Origin of the sequence: Streptomyces sp. NPDC057137, from assembly GCF_042670825.1 — a bacterium.
Lineage (GTDB): Bacteria > Actinomycetota > Actinomycetes > Streptomycetales > Streptomycetaceae > Streptomyces.
Genome location: NZ_JBHUUW010000021.1, coordinates 90,346 through 112,762 on the forward strand (window position 1 = coordinate 90,346; position 22,417 = coordinate 112,762).

General features: G+C 70.4%; 19 protein-coding genes. 8 read left to right on the forward strand and 11 right to left on the reverse strand.

Annotated elements, in window-relative coordinates:
- Nucleotides 1-168: 168 nt before the first annotated feature.
- The 9 genes from ACFT9I_RS18970 to ACFT9I_RS19010 all read right to left on the reverse strand — a co-directional run bounded on the left by ACFT9I_RS18970 (nt 169) and on the right by ACFT9I_RS19010 (nt 13,073).
- On the reverse strand, nt 169-321 hold the full coding sequence (locus ACFT9I_RS18970; protein ID WP_382565597.1) for a hypothetical protein: 153 nt from the start codon (nt 319-321) through the stop codon (nt 169-171).
- Between the two features lie 111 nt (nt 322-432).
- Nucleotides 433-894: a helicase associated domain-containing protein gene (locus ACFT9I_RS18975; protein ID WP_382565599.1), complete on the reverse strand. Its 462-nt coding sequence runs from the start codon at nt 892-894 to the stop codon at nt 433-435.
- A 400-nt stretch (nt 895-1,294) separates the two neighbouring features.
- Complete coding sequence (locus tag ACFT9I_RS18980; RefSeq protein ID WP_382565600.1) at nt 1,295-4,456, reverse strand: hypothetical protein; 3,162 nt, start codon at nt 4,454-4,456, stop codon at nt 1,295-1,297.
- On the reverse strand, nt 4,453-5,739 hold the full coding sequence (locus tag ACFT9I_RS18985) for a hypothetical protein (protein ID WP_382565602.1): 1,287 nt from the start codon (nt 5,737-5,739) through the stop codon (nt 4,453-4,455). The genes ACFT9I_RS18980 and ACFT9I_RS18985 overlap by 4 nt, the downstream gene beginning before the upstream one ends.
- A complete protein-coding gene (locus tag ACFT9I_RS18990; protein WP_382565603.1) occupies nt 5,736-7,016 on the reverse strand; it encodes a hypothetical protein in 1,281 nt (426 codons plus the stop codon). The genes ACFT9I_RS18985 and ACFT9I_RS18990 overlap by 4 nt, the downstream gene beginning before the upstream one ends.
- Nucleotides 7,009-8,379: a Wadjet anti-phage system protein JetD domain-containing protein gene (locus ACFT9I_RS18995; protein ID WP_382565605.1), complete on the reverse strand. Its 1,371-nt coding sequence runs from the start codon at nt 8,377-8,379 to the stop codon at nt 7,009-7,011. Before ACFT9I_RS18995 ends, ACFT9I_RS18990 begins: the two co-directional genes overlap by 8 nt.
- A 314-nt stretch (nt 8,380-8,693) precedes the next feature.
- Nucleotides 8,694-9,812: an AAA family ATPase gene (locus ACFT9I_RS19000; protein WP_382565607.1), complete on the reverse strand. Its 1,119-nt coding sequence runs from the start codon at nt 9,810-9,812 to the stop codon at nt 8,694-8,696.
- A 120-nt stretch (nt 9,813-9,932) separates the two neighbouring features.
- Nucleotides 9,933-12,296, reverse strand: a complete 2,364-nt coding sequence (locus ACFT9I_RS19005) for a transposase (RefSeq protein ID WP_382565609.1) — start codon at nt 12,294-12,296, stop codon at nt 9,933-9,935.
- An 18-nt stretch (nt 12,297-12,314) separates the two neighbouring features.
- Complete coding sequence (locus tag ACFT9I_RS19010) at nt 12,315-13,073, reverse strand: TnsA-like heteromeric transposase endonuclease subunit (protein WP_382565611.1); 759 nt, start codon at nt 13,071-13,073, stop codon at nt 12,315-12,317.
- Between the two features lie 564 nt (nt 13,074-13,637).
- Here ACFT9I_RS19010 and ACFT9I_RS19015 point away from each other — a divergent pair.
- The 4 genes from ACFT9I_RS19015 (at nt 13,638) to ACFT9I_RS19030 (ending at nt 17,040) form a co-directional block, all read left to right on the forward strand.
- Nucleotides 13,638-14,621: a hypothetical protein gene (locus ACFT9I_RS19015; RefSeq protein WP_382565612.1), complete on the forward strand. Its 984-nt coding sequence runs from the start codon at nt 13,638-13,640 to the stop codon at nt 14,619-14,621.
- A 47-nt stretch (nt 14,622-14,668) separates the two neighbouring features.
- A complete protein-coding gene (locus tag ACFT9I_RS19020; protein WP_382565614.1) occupies nt 14,669-15,574 on the forward strand; it encodes a hypothetical protein in 906 nt (301 codons plus the stop codon).
- An 11-nt stretch (nt 15,575-15,585) separates the two neighbouring features.
- Nucleotides 15,586-16,614: an ImmA/IrrE family metallo-endopeptidase gene (locus ACFT9I_RS19025; protein WP_382565616.1), complete on the forward strand. Its 1,029-nt coding sequence runs from the start codon at nt 15,586-15,588 to the stop codon at nt 16,612-16,614.
- A gap of 144 nt (nt 16,615-16,758) precedes the next feature.
- A complete protein-coding gene (locus ACFT9I_RS19030; RefSeq protein ID WP_266469265.1) occupies nt 16,759-17,040 on the forward strand; it encodes a DUF3892 domain-containing protein in 282 nt (93 codons plus the stop codon).
- A gap of 97 nt (nt 17,041-17,137) precedes the next feature.
- On the opposite strand, the gene ACFT9I_RS19035 is transcribed toward ACFT9I_RS19030, so the two are convergent.
- Both ACFT9I_RS19035 and ACFT9I_RS19040 read right to left on the reverse strand, forming a co-directional pair.
- On the reverse strand, nt 17,138-17,269 hold the full coding sequence (locus ACFT9I_RS19035) for a hypothetical protein (RefSeq protein WP_382565618.1): 132 nt from the start codon (nt 17,267-17,269) through the stop codon (nt 17,138-17,140).
- A 75-nt stretch (nt 17,270-17,344) separates the two neighbouring features.
- Complete coding sequence (locus ACFT9I_RS19040; protein WP_382565620.1) at nt 17,345-18,415, reverse strand: hypothetical protein; 1,071 nt, start codon at nt 18,413-18,415, stop codon at nt 17,345-17,347.
- Between the two features lie 191 nt (nt 18,416-18,606).
- Between ACFT9I_RS19040 and ACFT9I_RS19045 the strand changes: the two genes are divergently transcribed.
- The 4 genes from ACFT9I_RS19045 to ACFT9I_RS19060 all read left to right on the forward strand — a co-directional run bounded on the left by ACFT9I_RS19045 (nt 18,607) and on the right by ACFT9I_RS19060 (nt 21,845).
- Entirely contained in the window at nt 18,607-18,870 is a 264-nt protein-coding gene (locus ACFT9I_RS19045) for a helix-turn-helix transcriptional regulator (protein WP_382565622.1), read from the forward strand.
- Nucleotides 18,871-19,039: 169 nt separating this feature from the next.
- Nucleotides 19,040-19,897: a DUF6083 domain-containing protein gene (locus ACFT9I_RS19050; RefSeq protein WP_382565624.1), complete on the forward strand. Its 858-nt coding sequence runs from the start codon at nt 19,040-19,042 to the stop codon at nt 19,895-19,897.
- Nucleotides 19,898-19,902: 5 nt separating this feature from the next.
- Nucleotides 19,903-20,379 (forward strand): hypothetical protein, encoded by a 477-nt coding sequence (locus ACFT9I_RS19055; RefSeq protein WP_382565645.1) that lies wholly within the window; start codon nt 19,903-19,905, stop codon nt 20,377-20,379.
- On the forward strand, nt 20,376-21,845 hold the full coding sequence (locus ACFT9I_RS19060; RefSeq protein WP_382565626.1) for a UvrD-helicase domain-containing protein: 1,470 nt from the start codon (nt 20,376-20,378) through the stop codon (nt 21,843-21,845). The genes ACFT9I_RS19055 and ACFT9I_RS19060 overlap by 4 nt, the downstream gene beginning before the upstream one ends.
- Nucleotides 21,846-22,417 lie beyond the last annotated feature (572 nt).

The window sequence follows — 22,417 nt, forward strand, 5'->3', positions numbered from 1 at the left end:
CCCTCTGCAGAGCGACCATTCTGGCCCCCGCACAGCGCTCTCGCCCGAGAGCAATGCGCAACGCCATCCTGCTGGCGGACCACCAAGGCAGGATCCTGCCGAGCCCTTGGTGACTCTGCAGGTTACGGTCGCAGTCCTGGCGGCAGGCTCCTAGTTTGCTGCCTGCCGCTATGCCGCCCAGTTGAGTCCGAGCGCGGCCAGCTGCTGGAGTTTGTCGGTGGTGAGTTTGGCCCGGCGGCTCTTGCTGTTGCTCAGGAACGCCCCGAGCTGGACCTCGGACCCGTCCGGCAACGCCTCTACATGGGCCCCGGGGACCGTCACAGAGCCGGTGCGGGCCCTCTTGTACTACGGTCAGGGCCGCGACGCCCTTCTCGAAGGCGCTCACGGGCGCCGTGGACGGCACCGCACGCACCTCCGGCTCCGGGGTCGGGGTCAGCGGGTGGTGCCGAGTTGATCCAGGCGCTCGCGCTGCACGTCCATCAGCCCCTGCCAGACGGTGTGCTGACGCTGTTTCACGGTGCAGCGGCCGATGTCCATGCAGTGGACGGTGACGCCGGGCTCCACGTATACGAGCGCGCTTTCCTCCGCGGTTATCTCTGGTACGGCCGCGTAGTTCCTCTGCCATTCAGCTGGCCAATCGGGGTTCCAGTCCTCGTCGATCTCGCGCAGCGCCGTCTCCCACTCCGGATGGTCGGCCAGGGCGCCGGGGCGGCGGAGGTTGGACAGCCACTGCCCCACCGGCCGGTCCAGCATGGTCGCGGACCGCGGGGCACACAGCGTCCAGTGCTGGTCGTAGTACGCCTTCGCGGCCTCCAGGTTCTCCTGGAACCGCTCATTCGCGAGGCTCCAGACCATCCCCAGCTTCTCCAGCCGCCGGGTCCGCAGCCCGTTCATCAGTAATAAATCTACTGTTGATCACTGGGTGAGAGTTGTTCTGATCTGCGAATCGAGTGATCGTTTCAGGATCTTTAGTTGTGACGTGGTGCTGTGTCAGGAAGGGTTTTTCGTAGAGTGGGGAGGTTAAGGCGGGCGCTGAACTGGGAGTTCAGTGATCGCTTCGGAATATGGTGATCGGCGCCGGATTTTGATGCTCATTCATCATTCATGGGGCTGTGGTCGGCTCTCTGCGGGAGCAGTCTTCGCTGTTACTCCGGATCATCGGGGGTGTTGTCGTGGCCGAGGACGAGGACATCGCCGGACTGGCCGACACCTGGCTGATCAGGTGGCTTGAAGGCTTCCTGTGGCGCCTGGACAGCTGGGTCCACGGGGGCGCGGCGTCGTGTGGAGTAGGGGCTCAGTGTCGGCTTTGGACGAGGTCCTCGAGGGTGAGTGCGACGCGTTGCCGGTTTGCGTCGAAGCCGAACATGAGGGTGGGGCGGTTGAGGGCGTCGGACTTGGACTGGTAGCGGAACTGCATGATCTGTCCGCACATCTGCCCCACGTCGGACATCAGCCCGTCCTGGCAGGTGGCCAGGACGGTGATGCCGTGATCCTGGGCGGCGTCCCGCAGGGCGGTGATGACTTCGCGCCGGTGCTCGGTACCGAGTGAGTCGCCCAGTTCGTCCAGGATCAAGACGCGCCCTTGGGGGTCGGGTGCCGCGAGTAGGGCGGCGAGGACGAGATGGATGGAGAAGAGCTTCTCCTGGGCGGTGTTGGTGGGCGCGTCGTAGTCCAGCAGCGGGCCGCTGGGGTTGCGCCGCCACCGGGGCACGACGTGGCAGACCCACTGGTCCTCGGCCGCGGTCGGTGCAGTGATGTCGTAGTGCAGGTCCGCGCCGTAGCCCCGGTCTTTCGCATCCAGGCTGTTGAGGGTGCTGCTGATGCGGTCCAGGGCGCTCTGGATCCGTTCCTGGATGGACTCCTGGGTTTCGGCGAGGGCGTAGCGGGACTCGTCGACCACGCCCTGGAGGAAAGTGTGTTCCTCCTCGCGTTCTTTGCGCTTTGCCTCCACCAGTTCCCGGGCGCCTGCGTCGCGTGCCTCGTTGTCCTGAAGCCACGTGTCCAGTGCGCGCAGTGAGGTGCGGAAGATCCGTCCGGCGGGGTCGGGTGTGCCCGCCTCGTGGTGGCGCAGTGCGTCCGCGAGCTCCTGGGTGGCAACTCCGGTTGCCGCGCTGTCCGTGGCCAGCCCGGTGAGGGCTGCGGACAGCCGTACCCGCCCCTCTGCGTCCAGGACGGCGCTGGTGCGGCGCTCGACCTCGTGGGCGGGATCGCGCTGGATGACGGAGCGGGTGTCGGCCTGTTCGCCGGGGTCGGCGTCTTGGTCCTGTGGCGGTAGCGCGGCCCAGTTCAGTGCGATCAGTGCGTCGTCCAGGGAACCGGCCCAGTCGGCCCTCGCCTGTTCGGCGGACGGGCCGGATTCCATCTCCCGGAGTGCGTCGCGTTTGCGTTCGGCTCCCTCGATCTTTCTGCGCAGCCCACCCAGGGCTGCGGCGAGCACGTCGGCGCGGCCCTGGGCCGTATCGAAGTCCACCTTGGCCTGATGAGCGGCGGTCGACGCGACGTCCACGGTGCTCTGCAGGTCCGGAAGGGCCTTCAGCTGGTCTGCGAGTGTTTGTTCCAGCGTCTGGATCTTCGGCATCAGACGCTTGGCGAGGTCGGACGCGTTGGCCCGCTCGATGTCGCTCTTCAGCTCGATGATCCGCCTGCGGTACAGGTCGGCCGCCTCGGCGAGGCCCTTCTGCAGGTTCTCGGCGTCGTGCAGTTGACGCTGCAGGTGGGCGCAGATGTCCGCCTGCCCGGCGATGGGCTGCTCGAAGCCGCCCATGACGTGGACGCCCAGCGCGGGCAGCGACGCGTGGGGAGGGCGGTCCACCCGTGTCGAGTGGGCGAGCGCGTGCAGGAACGGCACGGCGAGCGGGTCGGTGCTGTGGATACCGTCGGGCACCGATCGCGTGTCGGATAGGGGCACGAAGCCGGCTGGGGCAGGCGGGGTCGGGCCGGTGATGAGCAGTGCCCCCGGATGTGCCGCTACCGCCTCGGTGGCGCGTTCCAGGTCGTCGGGTGCGATGCACACGGCGTCCCTCCAGGGAGCGAGGCGGGCCTCCCAGATGGGGCGGGCGTGCGAGTGGACGCGGGTGGTGGCCATCAGCCCGACGGCTTCCACCTTTTCCGACAGCAGGGTCCGCAGGACGGTGGCTGCTGCACCGGTCCTGCCCTCACGGGCCTCGGTGAGTTCCTCCCTCAGGGCTTCGACGCGGCTGGTCGCCCCGCTGAGTTCCGCGAGCTTCGCGACCTGCTTGCCCTCGTGGTCGCCCACCAGGGCAGCGAGTTCGCCGGGTGGGGGCCCGGTGTAGCCTTCGGCGCGATCATTGGCGTGCCGGTGGTCCTCCTCGGCTCGGCCCAGGTCGCCCCGCAGTTTGCCCTCCGCACGGTTCGCGTCCGCCAGAGCCTGGTCGGCGGCTGTCTTGTCCAGCAGCGCCTGCGCGAGGACGTTCCGCAGTTGGCCGGTGTTGCGGGCCTGCTCCAGTTCCGTCTTCGCCTCCCTGTGCTGCTGGGCCAGGATGACCAGGTCGTGGTCGACGGCGGCGAGTTGCGCGGTGATGCGCTGGGCCCGGATCTGTGCGTCCACCAGGGCCCGGGCTCGGGCGGAGCGGCGGAAGTCGGATGCGCGTGCTGTCTCGCGCCTGGCGCGGGTCCTGGCGTCGACGGAGTGCAGGATCGCGTCTTCCGCCTGATGGGACACCTTTCCCTGCTTGATCTTTTCATCCAGGTCTGTCTGCGTTTGTGCCAGAGCTTTACGTGCCGCGACATCGTTGGACAAAATGGCGGCCCTGCCGGTCAAGGAGAGCAGCGCATCGCCGATCTGGGCGGGGTTGAAGTTGCCTGCGTCGAGCTTGAGCAGCGAGGGGCGCGACCGTATGCCTCCGCGGGTTGCGATGTAGGCCAGCAGTCTGGGGGCGCGGCCGTAGAGGGTTTCGGCGTACTCGGTGGGGCCCAGAGGCTTTCCGCCGAGTCGGCGGAAGAAATCCGGGGCCCGCTCGTGGCGCTCGCGGTCCTCGCCCTCCAGGAGCAGGTGGACTCCTTGCCGGTGGCGTACCTCGATGTGCTGCGGTTTGGCGGATATCTGCAGCCAGACGGTGTGGGCGGTGGCCTGGGGGGCCTGCGGTTCAGCGAAGACACCCACGACGTAGCCGACATGGGCTGGTCCGTGCCGGTCGGGGGAGGCCCCGGCGGTGACCGGTTCGAACAGCAGCTTACGTGCGTGGATTGACCCGCCCGCGGACATGCGCCATTCGGGGTCGCCGAGCAGCAGTGCGAGGGCGGCAAGGAAGCTTGTCTTGCCGGACTCGTTGGAGTCCTTGGGCCCGCGCCCGGTCACCGCGACGAAGGTGCCGGGGATGACGGCGACCGGGTGCGCGGTCAGCCGGGCGATGTCGAACGTCTGCACGGCGATCAGTTGCCGGGTGCCGATCACGCCGCGCTTTGTGTGGACCGTCGGGCTGTTCTGGTCGCTCACGGGCGGTCCGTCTCCTCGTCGTCGTGGACGCGGTCGCCGTTTGGGGGCTGCGCAGGTGTGCGGTCGCGTCGGCGCATGATGGCGGCAGCCAGGTGCCCACCCGGGCGGCCGACCAGGATCAGGTCCTCCCAGAGCAGCGCGCTGCGGTGTTCGGGCAGGCGCTCCAGGGCCGGGCCGGGGATGTAGCGACCGGTCGTGGTCTCGGCGACCAGGCCCGCTGCCCGCAGGCCGCGCAGGGCGGCATTGATCGCGACCTTGGGTATTTCGCGGTTGGTGGCGAGTTCCTGGAGGGTGACGGAGTGCGGTTCACCGGTCCACCGGCTGTGCCGGTGCCGGCCCCGTGCGCGGGGGATCGCCACGGTGCGAAGCAGGACCAGGGCCAGCACGGCCCGTTCCGTGTCGGTGAGCGTGCCCGTGCCCTCCTGTACCAGTGCGTCGGCGGCGGGGTCGGTGTAGCCGGTGGTCCAGTTGCCGTCCGCGGTCTGCATGAGCTGGCGCCCGCACGGCAGCAGAGCTGCTTCGGTCAGTGCGCGGACCGCAGGGTCCGTCAGCGCGGGCAGGTCGCCACGCGGGACGGTGCGGCGCGAGGTCTCCAATGTGGCGATGGCAGAACGCACCGCGTGGTGGTCGAACGTGTCGGGCACATGGTCCTGGTCGACCGGGACCATGTGGGCAGAGGCAGGCTGGGCTCGGTCCGGTCCGGCGGGGGATCCGTCCCCAGCCAGGGCCGGCAGCAGGTGGTGCCCCCGGCGAAGACCCTCCACCGTGGTCCCGGGCAGCGCCGCGACTGCAGGTCCCAGCCGCAGTTCGCTGGCGCTCGCGGTGATGAGCCCTGCGCTGGGCAGCGTTCGGTCAAGGGCCCGCTCGACGGACTCGCGGTCGGCGCCCAGCCCTACGCAGAGCTCCAGAATCCGGGTGCGCTGGAACGGCAGACCGGGGAAGGGCGCGCGTTCGGGCTCGGGCCACGCCGCCCGCAGGCACACCGCCCACACCAGGGTAGGAATAGGAGGAAGACCGAGCCGCGAGGCCAGTACCGAGGGGTTCGGGGACGGGGCTGACTCGCTGTCCCACCCCAGGACCAGCGCGTCCAGGGCCTGCGGTCCACCAGCGATGCGCACCAGCCGGCGCCCAACCCGCGCCGCCGCGGCCGCGGCTGCCGCAAGCACGGGCCCGGGAACAGTAGCGGGCACCACCTGGCACACACGCAACCGCCCCAGCAGCAGCGCAGCCTGGAAGGCGACCTCGTGATCGTGACCGTCCTGCTCGGGCTCAGCGCTGCTCATACGTCCTGCCCCGTGGGGGCGGGGTGGGACGGTGTGCGGCGCAGGCGAAGCGAGTGCAGGTAGGTGACGCTCGCCTGCGGGTCGGCCAGCAGCCCGTCCTGGACCGTCACGGTGTATGGCTCCGCCGGGTCATCGCTCAGCGCCAGCACATCGGTGATGATCGCCGCAGCCAACGGCCAGCCCGCCTCATACAGAGCCGCGGTCAGGTCGGCCTCCTCCGCACCGGTCAGCAACTCGTCGGCCAGCAGCCGGCGGCGCCCACGCGTCCGCTCGTACGCTTCCTCGGCCCGCCTCAGCGCACCGTCACCCTCTCCGTCGTTGTCGTCGTCCGGCACCGGCGGACGCACCCGCACCCGCGAGCGAGGAGCGAAGCCCTCCACCGTCTCGAAAAGCGACGACGCCTCGATCCACACCGCGGGCATGTCCGCGACCAGCGCGCCACCCACCCGCGACAGCAGCGCGACGTCACCCTTGAACGCAGCATCGGTGTACTCGGCGACCGTCAGGACATCGAAGTTGAGGCTGTCACCAGCCTGCTCCACGACCTTGTCGGCAGCCGCCATGAGCTGCTGGCGGTAGAACTGTTCAGCCTCGATGAGCGCGGCGGCGGCCTCCTCCAGCGCCCATTGCCCGCGGAACCGCTCGGTGACGAGCTTGTTCAGGTCAGCGACCTGGCGGGTGAAACCCTGGTGGTCGTGCTGCCGCTGGGACTGCATCAGCTCCGCCGGTGTCCCGATTGCGACCTGGCGCTGCAAGTCCAGGGCGAATACACGCAGGGCATTACGGCACGACACTAAGTAGTCCAGCGCGGCGTCCGGGTCCGGACGGCTGCGGTCGAACACCGACCTGGCCCGGTCCAGCAGCAGGATCAACTCGTCCACCCCGCCATGCTTGGCGAGCCGCTCCGCGGCCAGCGCCCCCGCCAGCCCGGCCGGGCGCACCACGTAGCGGTCATGGTGCGACTTGAGAATGTACGGCTCAAGGAACCCCAACTGGGTCAGCACGCCCAGCCGCCGACTGACCAAGTCCTGCGACCAGCCCTGCGCATTGCCCACCAGCGCTTCCAGAACCTCAGCACGGGTCAGGCCCTGGGACCCGGAATGCTCCGCGAACACGTTGAGGATCGCGACCGCAAGCCTCGCCACCTCCGGGTGCCGGGCCACCGCCCCGGCATCCTCGGCCACCGGGGCCATGAAAGCACGCCAGTTGGCCAGCCGGACAGCCGCTTCAAGATCAGCCCCGTCACCCTCGTCACCGAACGAGATCTGCTCAGCCATCAGCCGGAACCCGGCCCAGCAGCGCGGCCAGGTCCGGTAGCACCTTCTCGTGCAGCGGCTCCTGCTCCACAGACTCCCCGCTCTCAGCGATCACCGCCGCAAGGGCCCGCAAGTCAACCGGGCCCTCGGTCGCCATCCGAGCGGCCAGCGCCCTCGCCTTGGAGTACATCCCCGGCTTCTGCTGACGGTAGGGGCCCGCGCGCCACAACTCGACGTCCATGCCCACTGCGTGGACGCTGCGCCCCAACCGCCGCGAGAGGTCATCGACGATCGCGATCCCGTCCGCGTCCAGATCCCCCCAGATCGCCAGACGAGCCGGGCGCAGCCACTGCAGCAGCGAGACCAACTGGTTCGCGACGTAACCGTGCCCCCAGATGCACAGCCACTGGGAGGTGATGTCCGCCATCGCGCACACACGCTCGAACGTGTCGGAGTTCTCCACCAGGAACACCCCGTGCGCTCCGTACTCCACCTCACCGACCAGCCGAAGTGCCCCGGCCGGCAGTGCCACCCAAGGGTTGGCCACCGAGGCATCGGCCGCCACCGGGCCGATCCGCCAGCTCAACGGCCCCCGGACACGGATGTCCACGTCGGCCTCGTCCAGGGCGCAGTCGAAGCTGATCGAGACCAGGTTCTCGAAGGCCGCCTGCCGCGCCGGCCTCCACATCTTCGAACCCCCCAAAGCCATGCCCGCCAACGCCTTGGCTGTCATCCGCTGCCCGGCCCGATGACGGGGCCACCAATACGAGGCGGCCCGCAGCGCGGCTTCGTAGGCCGACCAGGCCTCGGTCTCGGTGGCCGTGCCCGCGGGAACACGAAGTGGAGAACCGGTCTGGCACCGGATCAGCAGTTCCCGCTCCCGCCCCAGTTCCCCGACGCCCTCCATCAGCGCGAGCAATTCCCCCCGCACCTCGTCGGGGTCGCGCTGCCCCCGCAGGTCCTGCAGCAGTTCCTCAGCCTGCAACGCCCAGGAATGCGACAGGTACCACCGCTGCGGCCCGACGATTTCCAAGTCGTCGTCGACGTCACAGCGCAACACCACGCCCCCGCAGCGCACCAGCGCAAGGGCAACGTCCATCGACTGGGCGCCGAACCTGGCCACCACTGTCGCCCAGGATCGCCGCCCCACGGACAGCACCCAGGTCAGATCGCGCGCACCGAGGTGCTGCGGCGGCCGGTAGGCGGGCTGCGCCGCGACGGCGACCAAATCTGCTTCCGTGATGTCCAGGAGCCTGCGGCGATTGCGAGGTGCGCGATTCGCGCCGTCGCGCCGCACCGGAACGGACAGTGCCTGGGTGCCCTCCGGGACCCCGGTCACGGGCACCGGGACACGCCCCTCAGCCTCGCTGAACAGCAGGGTCACCCCGCTCGTCGTTCCAGTCACATAGCCCCCCACGGACCTCGCCTGCGTCTTGCCTCGTACGCACATTGCCACAAAGGCGGCCGTGAATCGGTGGGAACCTCACGATGAGAAAGCTGTCTGGTACGGGCGTAAGCTGGCAGGCAACCAGTCCCCGGGCTGTTCCGGGCAGGGCAGTCTGCGCCTGTGGGTCGATCCGCAGAAGAGACAGAACGGGATACGCGCTGTGCTGCGCCTGGCTTGGTGAGCGCTGTATATGTGAACGCATCGCCTGGCCTGCCGCCGGTATTCGCCGAGCGGCCCGGGGCGGTAGCGGTTCAGCTGAGTTGGGCTGTTGCGGCGTTGATTTCTTTCATGGTGATGTTCTCGCTGCCGCTGCGGATCGCGATGACGGCGGCGGTGGAGATGACGTAGGTGAGGGCTTTGAAGTAGCCGCCGGTGCGCTGGTGCAGTTCGACGGCGTGTTTGCTCAGGGCGTTCTCCTCCAGCCGGTACAGGCTCAGGTCGGCCTCGAAGCTCGCCAGGACGCGCCGGAAAGTCTCGTCGTCTTCGGTGTCCAGGGGCAGGGGGTGCAGCCAGGTCACCGGCAGCAGGGCGGTGGGGGAGGGCGAGACGGGTTCGGCCGGCCGTCCCGCCTGTTCGTGCCGTACCCGGTTTTCCTCGCTGACCCGGGTCAGCTCTCCGGCCAGGATGCGGGCCTGGTGCAGGCGGTGGCTGGCGCCGGTGCCGCAGAAGACGATGGAGATGCCCAGCTTGTCGCGCAGGTAGTCGAAGTAGGGCAGCACGTTCGCGAGGTGCTGCGGCGAGGCGCGGTTGATGTCGTCGATGAGCAGCAGACGGGTCTGTGCGGTTTCCAGGACGTAGTTGACCGGCAAGGTCACGTCCTGGTGCTTGCGCATATCCAGGACTTCCACGAGGCTCTTCGGTTCGGGGTTGAGACCCAGGTAGGAGCCGATTTCCCAGAGCCAGTTCACCCTCGGCTCCGGGTCCGCGGGGGTGGTGATGTGCACCACCGGGATCGTGTTCTGGCGCCTGCCGCCCGTGGCGGCTTCGATCTCCCTCTGGGCGGTACGACCAATGGCCCGCAGTAGACAGGTCTTGCCGGTTCCCGCAGGGCCGTCGATGACATGGTCCATCAGCCCGTCACGGCGCCCGCTGTTGGAGTGGACCGCCTCGACGATCATCTCCTGCATGTGGGTCACCGCGTCGGTGGGCACCATCCGCAGATGCCGGTGGTAGGCGATGGCCTGTTCGTCCGTCTTCCTGTCCTCAGCGGGACCGCTGCCCGCCACCAGTGCGGGCGGCTCCACTTCCTCGTCGACGAAGTGGGTCCAGCCCGTGAGCTGGAACAGCGGCAGAGGACGCATCGGGGTGTCCTTGAGCTGCTGACGCAGACGGGCTTCACGTTTGTCACGCAGTTCGATGGATGCCTTCATCACGTTTCTCTCTCGTCACGGTCCTGCACTGCACCGGCACACCGGCTCCGGACCGCAAAAACCTGTCCGTTCTCGGGGCCGGTCTGGAGCTGCGTCGTCACGGCTCCAGTCCCTGGTCGTCTACATCTCCCATACGTTGCCTTCGTTCTCGTCACCACCATCACCGTCCGGGTCGAGGTCGTCGAGGAGTTCCGCCTCGACGACCTCGTAGGCAGCTGCCGATGTTCCGGTCGCGGAGGCATCCGGCGGGCTGTCGTCGCCGTCGTCGGGGAAGAGTGCTGCCAGCGGATGCGGAGCCTGTCCGCTGCCCGAGGGCCGCTCCACGTTGCTCGTGCCGGAGGGCAGCGCCGGCGGGGCGGCTGCGGGCGGGGGAGCCAGGGGGGAGATGGGCAGCGCCGGGTAGGGACGCAGCGTCGACAGGTCGAACTCCTCCAGGCCCGCGTAGGGGTCCCGGGAGGGTTGTTCAGTCTCCAACTCCAGCCCCTGGAAGGGTGGTTCTGCTCCCGTGCGCTTGGGCGGCGGCCTGCGGCTGCGGCGGCGCCGGTCGCGCTGTGCCAGGGCCAGGGCGATCGCCGCTTCGTCCTGTTCACTGCCGCCGGCCGCGCGGTGTTGCTCGGCGTGCTCCTGCCACATGTCCGCGGTCCACGGGTCGTGCAGCAGGTGCCGCAGCCGGAAGTCGCAGGTCACCCAGGTGCCCGACGTGTGGTCGTAGAGCCACACCCGCTCGGGACGGTAGGGGTTGTAGCGGCATTCCCACTTGTCCCCTGCGCCGGGCAGCTTGGAGCCGCCGCGCAGGAGGATCTCCCGGTAGTGGGCAGCGTCCTGTGCGACGGGCTGATAGGTCCGATAGTTGATCATGAAGCCGCTCTTGCCGGGGACGACCCACCGCGGCAGCAGGAAGAAGCGGTTCTGGGCGGGGGAGAGCGGCACGGCCCGGTAGCCGCTGCGGGCCACCTGGACGGCGTACATGTCGTTGGGCGACAGTACGACGCCCGGCCGGAACGGGTCACGGAGTCCCGCGTCGGGGGTCTGCTGGTACTCCAGCGCCACCCATTCCTGAGCCATCTGCTGGAGCTCGGCGATCGTGTATAGCGGCATCCGCTCGATGCCGCGGCCGCGCTTCTTGTGGCTGCGGCCCTGCCAGCCATGCCGCACGGACTGGCTGAAGCGGTGCGCGAGCGTGGTGAAGGAGTGCTCGACGAGCGACTTGTCGGGCCCGGTCCTCTTGCGCGCCGGGCGGCGGGCGATGCGCAGCCGGTCGCAGACCTCGGTGAAATGCTCGCTCACGTAAGGGCTGCCCTGGTCGTAGATGATCAGTTCGGGGCGGATGACCGGGCGGGCGGCGGTGGCCTCGTTGAACCGCTCGTCCGCCGCGCGCAGCGCCCCGAACGGCAGGGTGGAGGCGGCGGCTGCGCTCAGCGGGTCCCAGCCGGGCATCACCGGCCAGGGCGCGAAAGCCTGGGCCAGCATCAGGGTCAGGTCGATCGCCCGGGTCGCCTGTCCTGCCTGTCCGCTCTCGGCGTCCCGGGGACGGCTGGGCGTGATCATCAGCGCGCACATGCTGTGGTTGGACACATCGATCAGCCAGGTCAGCTCCGTGGCGGTGGGCCGGCCGTCGTCGCCGCGGGCCAGGATCCGCAGCGGCGTGGTGTCGACCTGAGTGACCTGTCCCGGCCGCAGCACGGCCTCTCGCCCGCCGTGGGGCAGGGGCGGGGTGGAGGCCAGGGCGGCCCGGGCCCGCGTCGGCCGGTCCAGGACCTCGGCCAGGCCGGACTCCTTCATCCGCAGATAGAAGGTGGAACGGGAAGGCAGCAGAGCCGCCACGACAGCCGGATCGCCGAGTTCCTCGCCGTAGCGCGCGTGCAGGAGATCCTCGACCTCCTCGCGGATCAGGTCGATGGTCACGTCCGACTCGTGTGCGCGCCGGGCCACCACCTCCTGCATGGCGGTCAGACACCGCGGGTCGGTGAAGCCCCCCGGCCGTCTGTCCCGCGCCGTAGGCAGCAGGACGACCGGGTTCTCCCCGGCCGCTTTCCATTTGCGCCGCTTGTCGGCGAGGGTGTGGGCGGAGCAGCGGATGCCGTCGGCGGCCAGCCGCGCCGACATCGCGGCGCACCGCTGGGCCAGCGTCGTCCCCGGCCCGAATCCCCGCGCATGCTCACTTCGGCCCGGAGCCAGACCGGTGTCGATCTCCACCATGCGCGCCTGCCACAGCGCGGCCTCCTCCCGCCCCTCCTGCCGCCCCCACCCGCCAAGGGCCGCGCCGCTAGCGGCCGGCGCCGCACCGCCGCTGAGAACAGCAAAGTCCTCCGCGCCCACCAGCCACCGGTACGACACCGCCCGGGGCGCCTCCGCACCGTCCTGCGGCACCAGGGTGACCTGCGCCCCCTGCCACGCCACCACCTCCCACTCGCGCTCCTGCCAGCACACCAGAGCCCCGATGGACAGCGACCCCGCAAGCCGGCCCTCCCCTGTTCCCGCCATGTGCCCCCTTCCGGTCTTTCAGGCCGTCCAGGCCACGGCATCGGGCAGCAGCGGCTGCGCGATGTCGAACAGCAGCCGCCGCTGCCACAGCATCCGGTAGGCGAGGTCCAGTCCCGTCAGCTCGTCCAGCCCGCTCGCCGCCACACCCGCCCGCAGACCCGCCGGCTGCCTGAACGCCTCCAGCAGCGCCCGCCCCTGGCCGTTCTCGTCGCCTTCAAGGAACCGGTAGCCGGCCAGCCATGCCAGATTGCGCCCGCGCAGCCCTGACGGCTCACGGATCTGCCGCACCCGCCATCCGGCCGCCCGCGCCACCTCCTCGAGCACCTGAAGCCTCGTTGCGGGCAGGCTCTCCTGGCCGGGCGGCTTCAGCACCAGCACCTCCCGTACTCCATCGGCCGTGCGTGCCAGGAAATCCGGGCGCCACCGGCGAAGGCGGCCTCCCGCCCGCCACCGCAGTTCCACCGGGCCGGCACTGAACGCCGCCCAGCCCGGCTCGAAATCCAGCTCCACCGCCAGCCGCCACTGCCGCAGGCTGCCGCACACCACGGTCTGCTCCCGGGTCGCGACCGGCCAGTAGGTGATGATGCCCTTGCGGCCCCGATAGGGCACCGGTTCGCTCACCGGCCCGAACTCCTCCAGCGCCACCCCCCGGAGCGCGGCCGCGCTGCACGAGTGCACCGGCCCGTACGGCTCGCGGTACAGGGCCACGACATCCTGCCCTGCGCCCGGCACCGCCTCACCGTCCACCAGGTCGCCGGGGGCGCGCACCGTGCTCACGCCGCCCACCTCTTGTCGCGCCGCAGCGCGGTCCCGCGGGCCTGCCCAGCCGCCAGTTCCTCCGGTACCAGTCCCTGACCGTGCATCAGTCGGCGCCCGAATCCGCCCGCCACCATCGGCCTCCGTACCGGCAGCGGCCGACGAGAGCCGGATCGCCAGTCTTCCGCCACCTGTTCACCCACCCCTCTGGCCTCTTCCGGGTGATGACCGCTTGCAGCAGCCCGGTATCCCCATGCTGCGCCGCGCCGCGCTACGAAAACGTCACCGCCCGCCGGATACGCCTGAAAGGGTGAACAGGCTGGCGAATAGGGAGGGCGTCGGGTAGTGGCCGCCCGCGTCGTGCGTGTCGGTGTGGCTGTTGAACTCGCCCGCCAAGAAGCCGACTTGGCTCTGCGGGAGGTCTCCTGCGCCGATCAGTCCCGGGAAAGAGAGAAGAGGTCCACTACGGACGAACGCGCCTGCGGTTCCCGGTCCAGGGCGTGTTGCCTGGTGTGACTGAGACGGCAGGTGTATGCAGACAGGAAGCCTGGTTCACGCGGTCCGGGCGGGTCGGGGGGTGAACCGGTGACGGGTGGAGCGTACGAAGAGCTGTCGCAGACGGGCGAGCCCGGGCCGAAGACGCTGGAACTGCTGCTGCGCATGGTCCACCAGGTGCGCCGTGCGTCGGGGTTTCCCCCGCCCGAGGGATACACGCAGTGGAGCGACGATGCGGCCTACGATGTGATCACGGCCATGCTGACCCGCGAGGGCGCAGGCCAGAAGTTCGTGACCGCCTGCTTCGCGCTGGCCATCAGCGATGCCACGCTGGAGCGGCTGTTCCTCGCGTCGATCAAGAACTTCCTCATCGACGAGGCGAAAAAGACCCCACGGGGCAAACTGCGGCGCCGCATCGCCCGGTTGATGAGCGAGGACACGTCCTTCCGCCGCAAGCCGGGCTCCCCGCCGCGGTGGGCACTGAGCGGCCTGTCCGAGGACGCGGTGTGGCAGGGCGACCTCGACGATCTCATCGCCGAGGCCTCGCGCGTGGACGGTGTCGGGATCACCCGCTGGAACCACTCCGGGCCCACACCCCGTAAAACGGTCCAGGCCCTCATGACCGTTCTCACGCGGGTCCTCCGGCACGCCCAGGGGGCGGTGCGGGAGGAAGACCTCGCCAAGGTCTTCGAGTCACGGTTCGGGCTGTTGGCCCCGGCCCGTTTCGCCACGCTCTTCGCCGACGACGGGGCATTCGTCGATCCGGCCGAAACCGGCACGGCGGCGGCCCTTGCCGACTCCACGGGCGCCGGCGGCGACGCTGAAGACATCTGGCAGCGGCTGACGGCCAACGAGCGGCTGCTGCTGCCCTACCTGGACGAAAACGCCCATCATGCAGCGCAGCTGCTGGAGATCGGACAGGCCCAGGCCGGGGCCGTTCTGGCAGGGCTGAAGGAAAAGCTCCGGCTTGCCCTGTCCGAGGACAGGGACCGGGAAGCGGTCATGCGAGCGCTGCTACGACGCTGTGAGGACCCCCCCCTGAGCCGCCCCTGTGACGTCGTCCGTATCCAGTGAGAAGAGAATGCGCAGATGGACCACAGCCGAGGAGAGGGGGAGACACGATGAACCCTGCCCAGAGCAGCGCCTACGAGCGGCTGGTAGCTGCTGCGGCGGGACTGAAAGTGCCCGACGCCGTCCGGGAGGTCGCCACTGCGCCGCCCCGGGATCCTGAGCCCAGCCAGATCTGGAGAGCGGTCTGGGCCGACACCATCCAGCTGCTGGTGATCACCGCGGTCGCAGACGACACGGTGCAGTCTGTTCCAGTCTCCTTCGAACGCTACGCCGACGCGGACACCCTACTGCTGCCCGCCGGCGCCTCCACACTGGAGCAGCCGCTGGCCCTGTGGTGGGGACTGCAACTGTCCCTGCCCTGGTACGTGCTGGACCGCCAGATCAGCCAGTTGACCGTGCCGCTGCCCGCCTCCACGGGCCCGACCTTCCCCCACGAGGTGCCGCCGGGCGCGACATGGGGGAGCACCACGCCGCACCCCACGGCCGCAGCGGCCGAGTACCGGGCCGTCCTTGCTGACGGCCTCGCGGAACTGAGCGGTGCACAGTGGGTGCCACACGGATCGGGGGTCCTGCCCGAACTGCTGCAGCGCCGAGGCATCACCATCAAACAGTTGGCCTCACAACTGAACCTGCAGCCCCCCCACGCCCTGGCGGTGTGGCGGGGACAAGCACCGCTCGCACCCGAGCAGGCAGAAAACCTCGCCGCAGTACTCGGCCTCGGCACCGATGAGGTCCTGGCAGCCAATCCGGCCCTGCCCGCCCCCGTGATCCACGAACTCGGCCGCCCCTCGCGCCGCCCCCAGGTACGCGCCCTCGCCACCCGAACCGCGACGAGCGAGCCCGACGCCCGACGCCGTGCCGCCTTCGGTATCTACGCCCTGGCGGCGCGCCAGGAAGGCACCACCACCGACTGGAGCGCGAGAGCGGACCGATACTTCGAACTCCATCTGCGCTAGCGAGGTCAGCTGTGGTCAACTACGTACTCGCGGCCGCCGCACGTCACCAGGCCACCGCGATGCTGGCGGAACTGGAGACGCACACCCCGGGCGCAGCACAGCGCCTGGCGCGCTCGGCCTTCACCGAACTGCAGACCTGGCCGGAGCTGACCGTCGACCTCGTCCCCGAAACCCAGACCGGCTCCCGCTGCAGTGTGGCAGGCGCCTACGACTTCGGGCCGCCTGCGCGGATCTCCGTCGCCGACGCGGCCAGCCCCGCTCGCCGGGACTTCACTGCCCTGCACGAGCTGGGCCACCACTTCCAGAAGCACAGCCTCGACCTGATGGAAGGCTTCGAGAGCCAGTCCGACGGCGGCCTGCAACTGGAGGACGCGGCCTGCGACGCCTTCGCCGCCGAGATCCTGCTCCCCACCCCGCTCGTCGACCACCACCTGGATGCCGCCGGCCCCACCGCTGACACGGTCGCCGACCTGTGGCGGGCGGGAGCCGCCTCCCGCATGGCCGTATGCGTGCGCGCCGTCCAGCGTCTGCCCGCTCCCGGACACATCCTCCTGCTCGATGACGGCGGCCAGATCGCCTTCGCCGCCTCCCACGGTCTGCGGCCCCTGCGCCGAGGAAGCTTCCAGGGTGACATCCCGGTCATCGACCGGGCCCGCTCCTCCGGCCGGGGGTGCGCGCAGGGGCGCACCCAAGTCCGTTACCGCGACGGCATCCTGGGACGGGAACTGCACGTGCAGACCGCGCCGATGGGCGGCTACCTGGTCGCCGTCCTCGTCACCGACTCCGCCCCTTGGCGCCGCTTCACGCCCCCCACCAAGGACACCGGACCCCAGGCAGGCAACTATCTCTGTGCGCACTGCGACGAGGAGTACCGCTCCTTCGATCCCGCCTGCTCCGCATGCCGCGTCCCCCACTGCCCCGAGTGCGGCCGCTGCTCATGCACACCGCGTGTGAACGAACACTTGTGCCCGGGATGCTTCATCAAGCATCCGCCCGCGATGTTCGCCGACGGCAGCGACCGCTGCCTCGACTGCTCCTGACGTCCCGCCAGCCCCTCCGGAACACTCCCGTTCCGCTACCCGCGAGTTACGTCGTCTGTCCCAGGCGAAGCACCCCGCACCCGGGGTGACGGGTCCCGGCGCCGGCTCCGGAACCCCGTCGGGCAAGGCCGGCAGAAGAGAACCATGGCCATCCAGATCACCGCGGTACGCCTGTCCGGCGGCACCATGCACGAGCACATCACCCACCTGTGGTGGACGAATCCAGCGGACGGCAAGACCGGCGACAACACCCGGGCGCAGATCGTCACCTGGATCGAAGACAAGAAGGGCCAGGCATACACGAGCGATGCGGGCGGGCACCGGGCGGAGGTTGTCGTGGTGACCCCGCCGCGCGGCGAGAAGTACCTGCAGACCCGCGCCGACGGGCGGTTGACCAACAACCTCTTGGCCCTTCCCCGCCGCTGAGCACTCCCGCCCCTGGGGCGGGAGGAGAGCACGGCCGGGCCGCTGCTGGGGTGCACTGGCCAGCAGCGGCCCGGACTTCCGGCTCGGCCGGCGGACCTCACCCGATGACTTCGAGGCGGCGATCGCGGAACCAGGAAAGCAGAGGAGACGCCCTGCCGCGGACGATGGGTGCGACGCCGCTGAAGGCGCTGCCCACCGCGGCCACCTGCGTTTCCTGCATGACGGTCATGACTCTTGATCCAGCCTGTTGCTTCGGCATTGCGCCGTCGGCAGCGGTTCGGGCTTTCGCAGAACTCACGGGCCGTCACGGACTGCTTCTCGGCTGCCGTGAGAAGGTTTCGGATCGTGCGGTGTCTTCGCCGGGCGGGGAGTGCGTGGGCAGCTTCCACCGGACTTCGCCGCTGTCGTGATGATGGTGCCAGGCGGTCACGAGGCGGGCGCGGACCAGCTGGTCGAGGAGGTCCTCCAGCTGCTGCGGCGGCTGCCCGCACTGGCGGGTGAGGGCATCGAGCTCGCCCCCGCCCATCCCGGCGCTGCTGTGGGCGGCCAGGGTGAGCGCGGTCAGCCGCAGGGCGGAAGGCAGGGCCGGCGAGACGGCCAACGGCGTGGGGTGCAGGGCCCATTGGGCGGCGCGGATGCGCGCGGTGCGTCCGGGGGCCTGGTGGAGGACGGAGGCGTCGAGCAATTGCGCCTGGATGGGGGAGCAGCTGCGTCTGGGGCGGTGCAGCCAGCCGGCGTGTTCCAGTTCGAGCCACAGCTCCGCGCGGCCGTGCAGCCGCATGCCGCGCAGGAACCCGCGGGACATGCGGACCTGCCCGTGGTGGTCGGCGCGCAGCGCGCACTGCAGGGCGAGCAGTCGGGCGGCGGGGGAGGAGAAGCGGGGCAGTGCCGTGGCGAGATAGGTGAGCATTTCGCGTACGCGCTGCTGTTCTGCCGGGCCGAACGCGGGCGTGTCGCGCGCAGAGCGCGACGTGCCGGCGGCCGGCTGGGCGCGGCCGGTGTGGAGCAGGGTGGGCGGTACGACGGCGGTGTGGCTCATCGCCGCCGCGCAGGCGGCGCAGGCGTCGGCCAGCCGCCATGCGCGGCCGCTGCGGTCGCAGGTCAGGGCGAGCAGGACTGGCCCCGCGCAGCCGCGGTGGCGGGGGTGCCAGTGGCAGCCCCTCGTCCGGCACTGGCAGGTGCGCAGGTGTCCGGGCAGCGCGTCGGCGCGGGCGTGGCGGGCCAGATGGGTGAGGGCGGCCGAACGGGCGGAGCCGGCCGGCAGGACGGGGCTGTGTGTGCAGCGGGGGCAGGTCAGGGCCGGTCCGCCCGTCTGTGGGCGCAGGTGCACTGTCCAGATGCGCTGCACCGTGGCGTGTGTGCTGGCAAGCCGCATCGGCTCGTTGTCCCTCCGGTCTGGTCCGCGCTGGCCTCGTGCGGCGGTCTCCCGGTACGGGCACGCGGGAGCCGCCCGCACCGTAGTGCAGATCTCTGCACCCGTGCAGCGTGGGTGCCAGGCGCCCACCTGCATTGATAGTGCAGAAATCCGCACTGACGGGGCAGGTGTCTGCACCGTCGGATGGTGGGGTGACGATCTTGCCGCCCGACCCGGACCGCGACGCGCTGCGTGTGACGCTGGCGCGGCTGAGGAACGCGCGCGGGTGGACCTTCGACGAACTCGCCGACCGCAGTGGCCTGGCCCGGCGCACGCTGATCGACCTCGAACACGGCCGGGCCGCCGGCACCGTCACCACCTGGCACGCCCTCGCGCATGCCTTCGACGTCGCCATCGAGCAGCTCCTTGGCCCGCTCTGCGACGACCACACCCCACCCGGGCCCAAGGGCGCCTGACTCCGGTCGCGCCAGGCCCGGCATGCCGCGCAAATCACCCGAACCGGCGAACACGCATAGAACGCACACTCGCCGAATCGTGGCGCTGTTCGATAGCGCTGGGCCGCCCGGGGGACTGACTGCCCGCCAGCCCCGCCCTCGGAGCGTGTCGCCTGGCACGGTCCTCGCCATGCGCCCCAACTCCACCCCCGGCTGCCACTGGGACGGCAGCTCCCGCACCGCACCGGCGCGCCGTCCGCTGCGGGTGGCCGCCACCAGCCCCAGCCGCCTGCTGCGCGCCGGTCAGAGCGGCCGCTGCCGCCACTGCGGCAACCGCATCGGTCTCTATCCGCGTTCCGACGGGCGGCCCATCGCCCTGCATCCCGCCGAACTGGCCACCGCCCACGTCCCCGCCTCCTGCCACTGGCACCTGAGCTCCGGCATCGCCCACCCGCACGGCGACGGCAGTGACTGGTGCCGTATCCCGCACGCCGTGCTCTGCCCGCAGCGCACTCCCATCTGTCAGATCAGCCCTCTTCTCGAGTCGGCGCGCCGCCAACTCGCTGTACGAACCCGCCGCCTGATCGACTCCGGTGCTTTCACCTCCACGGTTTCCCCTGCCGGCCCAGCGCTCGCCGATACCGGCCGCCCCGACCGCCCGGTCGTGCGGATGCTGCTGGGCCACTACCTCGCCGACGGCCCCCTGGAGACCATCCGCTGCGTAGCCCAGACGAGCCACCGCCACCGCTGCCCCCGTCCCGTCCTGGCCCCGGACTCCCCGCCCGGATCCTGGAGGCTGCTGCCCATCGGCCCCCAACGCGGCCAACTCGCCCTGCCGGAACAGACGACGGCCGTCTACGACCTCAGCCAACTGCCCCATGCCGAACAACGGCGCTGGCGTATCCAGCGCTGCCCCGCGCACGCCACCACCCGCGGCGCCGCCGACCTGGCGCCGGCCGGATGGCAGGTCTTCGACCCCCTCCTGCACGCGCAGCACCTCCGCACCGGCCTGCCACATCCACCGGCACACGGCAGCGGAGAAAGATGACGACGATGCCGCACCACGCCCTGGAAATCCTCCTGACCCGCCCCTTGGCCCCGGCCGAACTCCGCGACGCCGCCCGCGTGCTGCCGCTCGCGGCTAACCACGACACCACCCGACTCATGACCCTCGTACGCGCCAAAACCCCGGGCCGCGCCGCACACCGGCTGCGCCAGCGCCTCACCACTCGGCTCCCCGTGGACGTGATCACCACCCACTACCCAGATACCGACGGGCAGGTCCTGCTCAACCTTGCCTTCCCGCCCGCCGCCCACGCCACGATCCGCCGCGCCGCCCAGGAAACGGGGCAGAGCCCGGAACTCTTCGTGAAACTGGCCCTGCACCGCGCACTGGCCCAGCACGCCAGCGACGAGACCGACCGGCTCGACCGGGCCGTGCAGCACTTGCTCGCCCACACCACGGCCGCACACCTTCTGGCAGCCGTCGGCCACGCCCTGACTCGCACCCCCGGAGCAGCCCCCGCATGAACCCGACCGACGAACAGGTCGCCGCGGCCGACGCCTTCCACGCCGGCCAGCACCTCGCCCTGCAGGCCGGCGCGGGCACCGGCAAAACCACCACGCTCACCCTGCTCGCCCGCATCACCAAACGCCGTGGCCGCTACCTCGCCTACAACCGGGCCATCGCCCAGGACGCACGCGCCCGCTTCCCCGACACCGTGCAGTGCAAGACCGCCCACGCCCTCGCCTACGCCGCCGTCGGCCACCGATACACCCGCCGTCTGAACGCCCCCCGCCGCCCGGCCTGGCAGACCGGGCAGGCCCTCGGTATCACCAAGGCGATCCGCATCGGCGAACGCGACGTCTCACAAAAGACCCTCTCCAACGCCACGCTGCGCACCGTGGCCGGCTTCTGCCACACCGCCGGCGAGACGATCACCCGCCATCACGTCCCCCGCCTGCGCGGCCTGGAAGACAAAGACCTACACACCCAACTCGCCGCCCACATCGTGCCGTTCGCCGAGAAGGCCTGGGCCGACCTGCAGCACCCCGACGACGGGGCCGTGCGCTTCGACCACGACCACTACCTGAAGATCTGGGCCCTCAGCCGGCCGAAGATCAACACAGACTTCCTGCTACTGGACGAGGCCCAGGACACCAACCCCGTCGTCGAACAGATCTTCCTCGACCAGCGCGGCCACGCCCAACTGGTCATGGTCGGCGACTCCGCCCAGGCCATCTACCAATGGCGCGGCGCCAAAGACATCATGACCGGCTTCGACGGCACCCAGCTCGCCCTGTCGCAGTCCTTCCGCTTCGGCCCCCACCTGGCCCAGGAGGCCAACCGCTGGCTGGCCATCGCGAAGGCACCGATCCGACTGACCGGCACCCCCGCGGTACCCACCGAACTCGGGCACCTCGTCCGGCCCGACGCCGTACTGTGCCGCACCAACGTCGGCGCCATGGCCCAGGTCATGGACCTGCTGACCGCCGGACACCGGGTGGGGCTGGCCGGGGGAGGGGACAGCCTGCGCGCCCTGGCCCTGGCCGCCCGCGACCTCAAGGAGGGCCGCCGCACCACCCACCCCGAACTGGTGCTGTTCCCCTCCTGGGGCGAACTGCAGGACTACGCCGCCCACGACCCGGCCGGACGCGACCTCCAGCCGCTGGTCGACCTCGTCGACACCCACGGCACCGACGCCATCCTGGCCGCCCTCGCCCACCTCACGCCGGAACAACAGGCCGAGGTGACCGTGTCAACGGCCCACAAGGCCAAAGGCCGTGAATGGCCCTGCGTGAAGATCGCCGACGACTTCACCCCTCCGAAGGACACCGACGAGCACGACGGCACCGGCCGACCCGTACCCGGACCGATCAGCGACAGCGAAGCACGTCTCGCCTATGTCGCCGTCACCCGCACCCGCCAGCGCCTCGACCTCGGCGGCCTCTCCTGGATCCACGAGCACCCCGGCGGAAACCCGCCGACACGCTGAAGCGTCCTCGGCAACCCGCAGAGAGTGGGCGGCAGAGCCGTGACGGCTTCCCGTAAGCGGGCGAGGGACGTGTCGGCGCCGCTCTCTCGCCCCCGGCGACTCGGGCGTGCCGCGCACGGCCTGGCTGATGCGCACGGGGTTGGACGCGGCTGGTGGCGGTGAAGCGCACCGCCACCTCCAGGGTCGGCCCGCCCATGTCGCTCCAGCGCTCCTCGGGCATCCAGGCCGCCGCTGTCCACAGGCGGCCCCGGGCAGGCTCCTGAAGTTATGAACATCAGCTCGCCGGGCATTGCCCGCAACAACAGGAAGGCGCCGCGCTGCGAGCGTCACGACGCCTCCCTCCACCCGGAAGAGCAGGCCGAGTCCGCCGCACGGTTCCCGGTCGGCCACCAGGCGCAGATGACATTCCTCCTGTCCGCCTACGCCGGCAACGCTTCTGTGGTCGCTGCGCTCCTGGGCACTCGCGCACGGACGGTGCACCGTCACCGCCGTGGGTGGCCGCCACCGCCCGGCCCCCGGCTGCGCCGGGCCCTGCGCCGCCATGTCCTGGACCTCGTGTGCCCGCGGTGCCT

Bases quoted from the DNA above. Each gene is read 5' to 3' on its own strand.
- ACFT9I_RS18975 (WP_382565599.1), bottom strand. From the start codon at position 894: ATGAACGGGCTGCGGACCCGGCGGCTGGAGAAGCTGGGGATGGTCTGG.
- ACFT9I_RS18985 (WP_382565602.1), bottom strand. From the start codon at position 5,739: ATGAGCAGCGCTGAGCCCGAGCAGGACGGTCACGATCACGAGGTCGCC.
- ACFT9I_RS18990 (WP_382565603.1), bottom strand. From the start codon at position 7,016: ATGGCTGAGCAGATCTCGTTCGGTGACGAGGGTGACGGGGCTGATCTT.
- ACFT9I_RS19000 (WP_382565607.1), bottom strand. From the start codon at position 9,812: ATGAAGGCATCCATCGAACTGCGTGACAAACGTGAAGCCCGTCTGCGT.
- ACFT9I_RS19005 (WP_382565609.1), bottom strand. From the start codon at position 12,296: ATGGCGGGAACAGGGGAGGGCCGGCTTGCGGGGTCGCTGTCCATCGGG.
- ACFT9I_RS19020 (WP_382565614.1), top strand. From the start codon at position 14,669: ATGAACCCTGCCCAGAGCAGCGCCTACGAGCGGCTGGTAGCTGCTGCG.
- ACFT9I_RS19030 (WP_266469265.1), top strand. From the start codon at position 16,759: ATGGCCATCCAGATCACCGCGGTACGCCTGTCCGGCGGCACCATGCAC.
- ACFT9I_RS19035 (WP_382565618.1), bottom strand. From the start codon at position 17,269: ATGACCGTCATGCAGGAAACGCAGGTGGCCGCGGTGGGCAGCGCCTTC.
- ACFT9I_RS19040 (WP_382565620.1), bottom strand. From the start codon at position 18,415: ATGCGGCTTGCCAGCACACACGCCACGGTGCAGCGCATCTGGACAGTG.
- ACFT9I_RS19050 (WP_382565624.1), top strand. From the start codon at position 19,040: ATGCGCCCCAACTCCACCCCCGGCTGCCACTGGGACGGCAGCTCCCGC.
- ACFT9I_RS19055 (WP_382565645.1), top strand. From the start codon at position 19,903: ATGCCGCACCACGCCCTGGAAATCCTCCTGACCCGCCCCTTGGCCCCG.
- ACFT9I_RS19060 (WP_382565626.1), top strand. From the start codon at position 20,376: ATGAACCCGACCGACGAACAGGTCGCCGCGGCCGACGCCTTCCACGCC.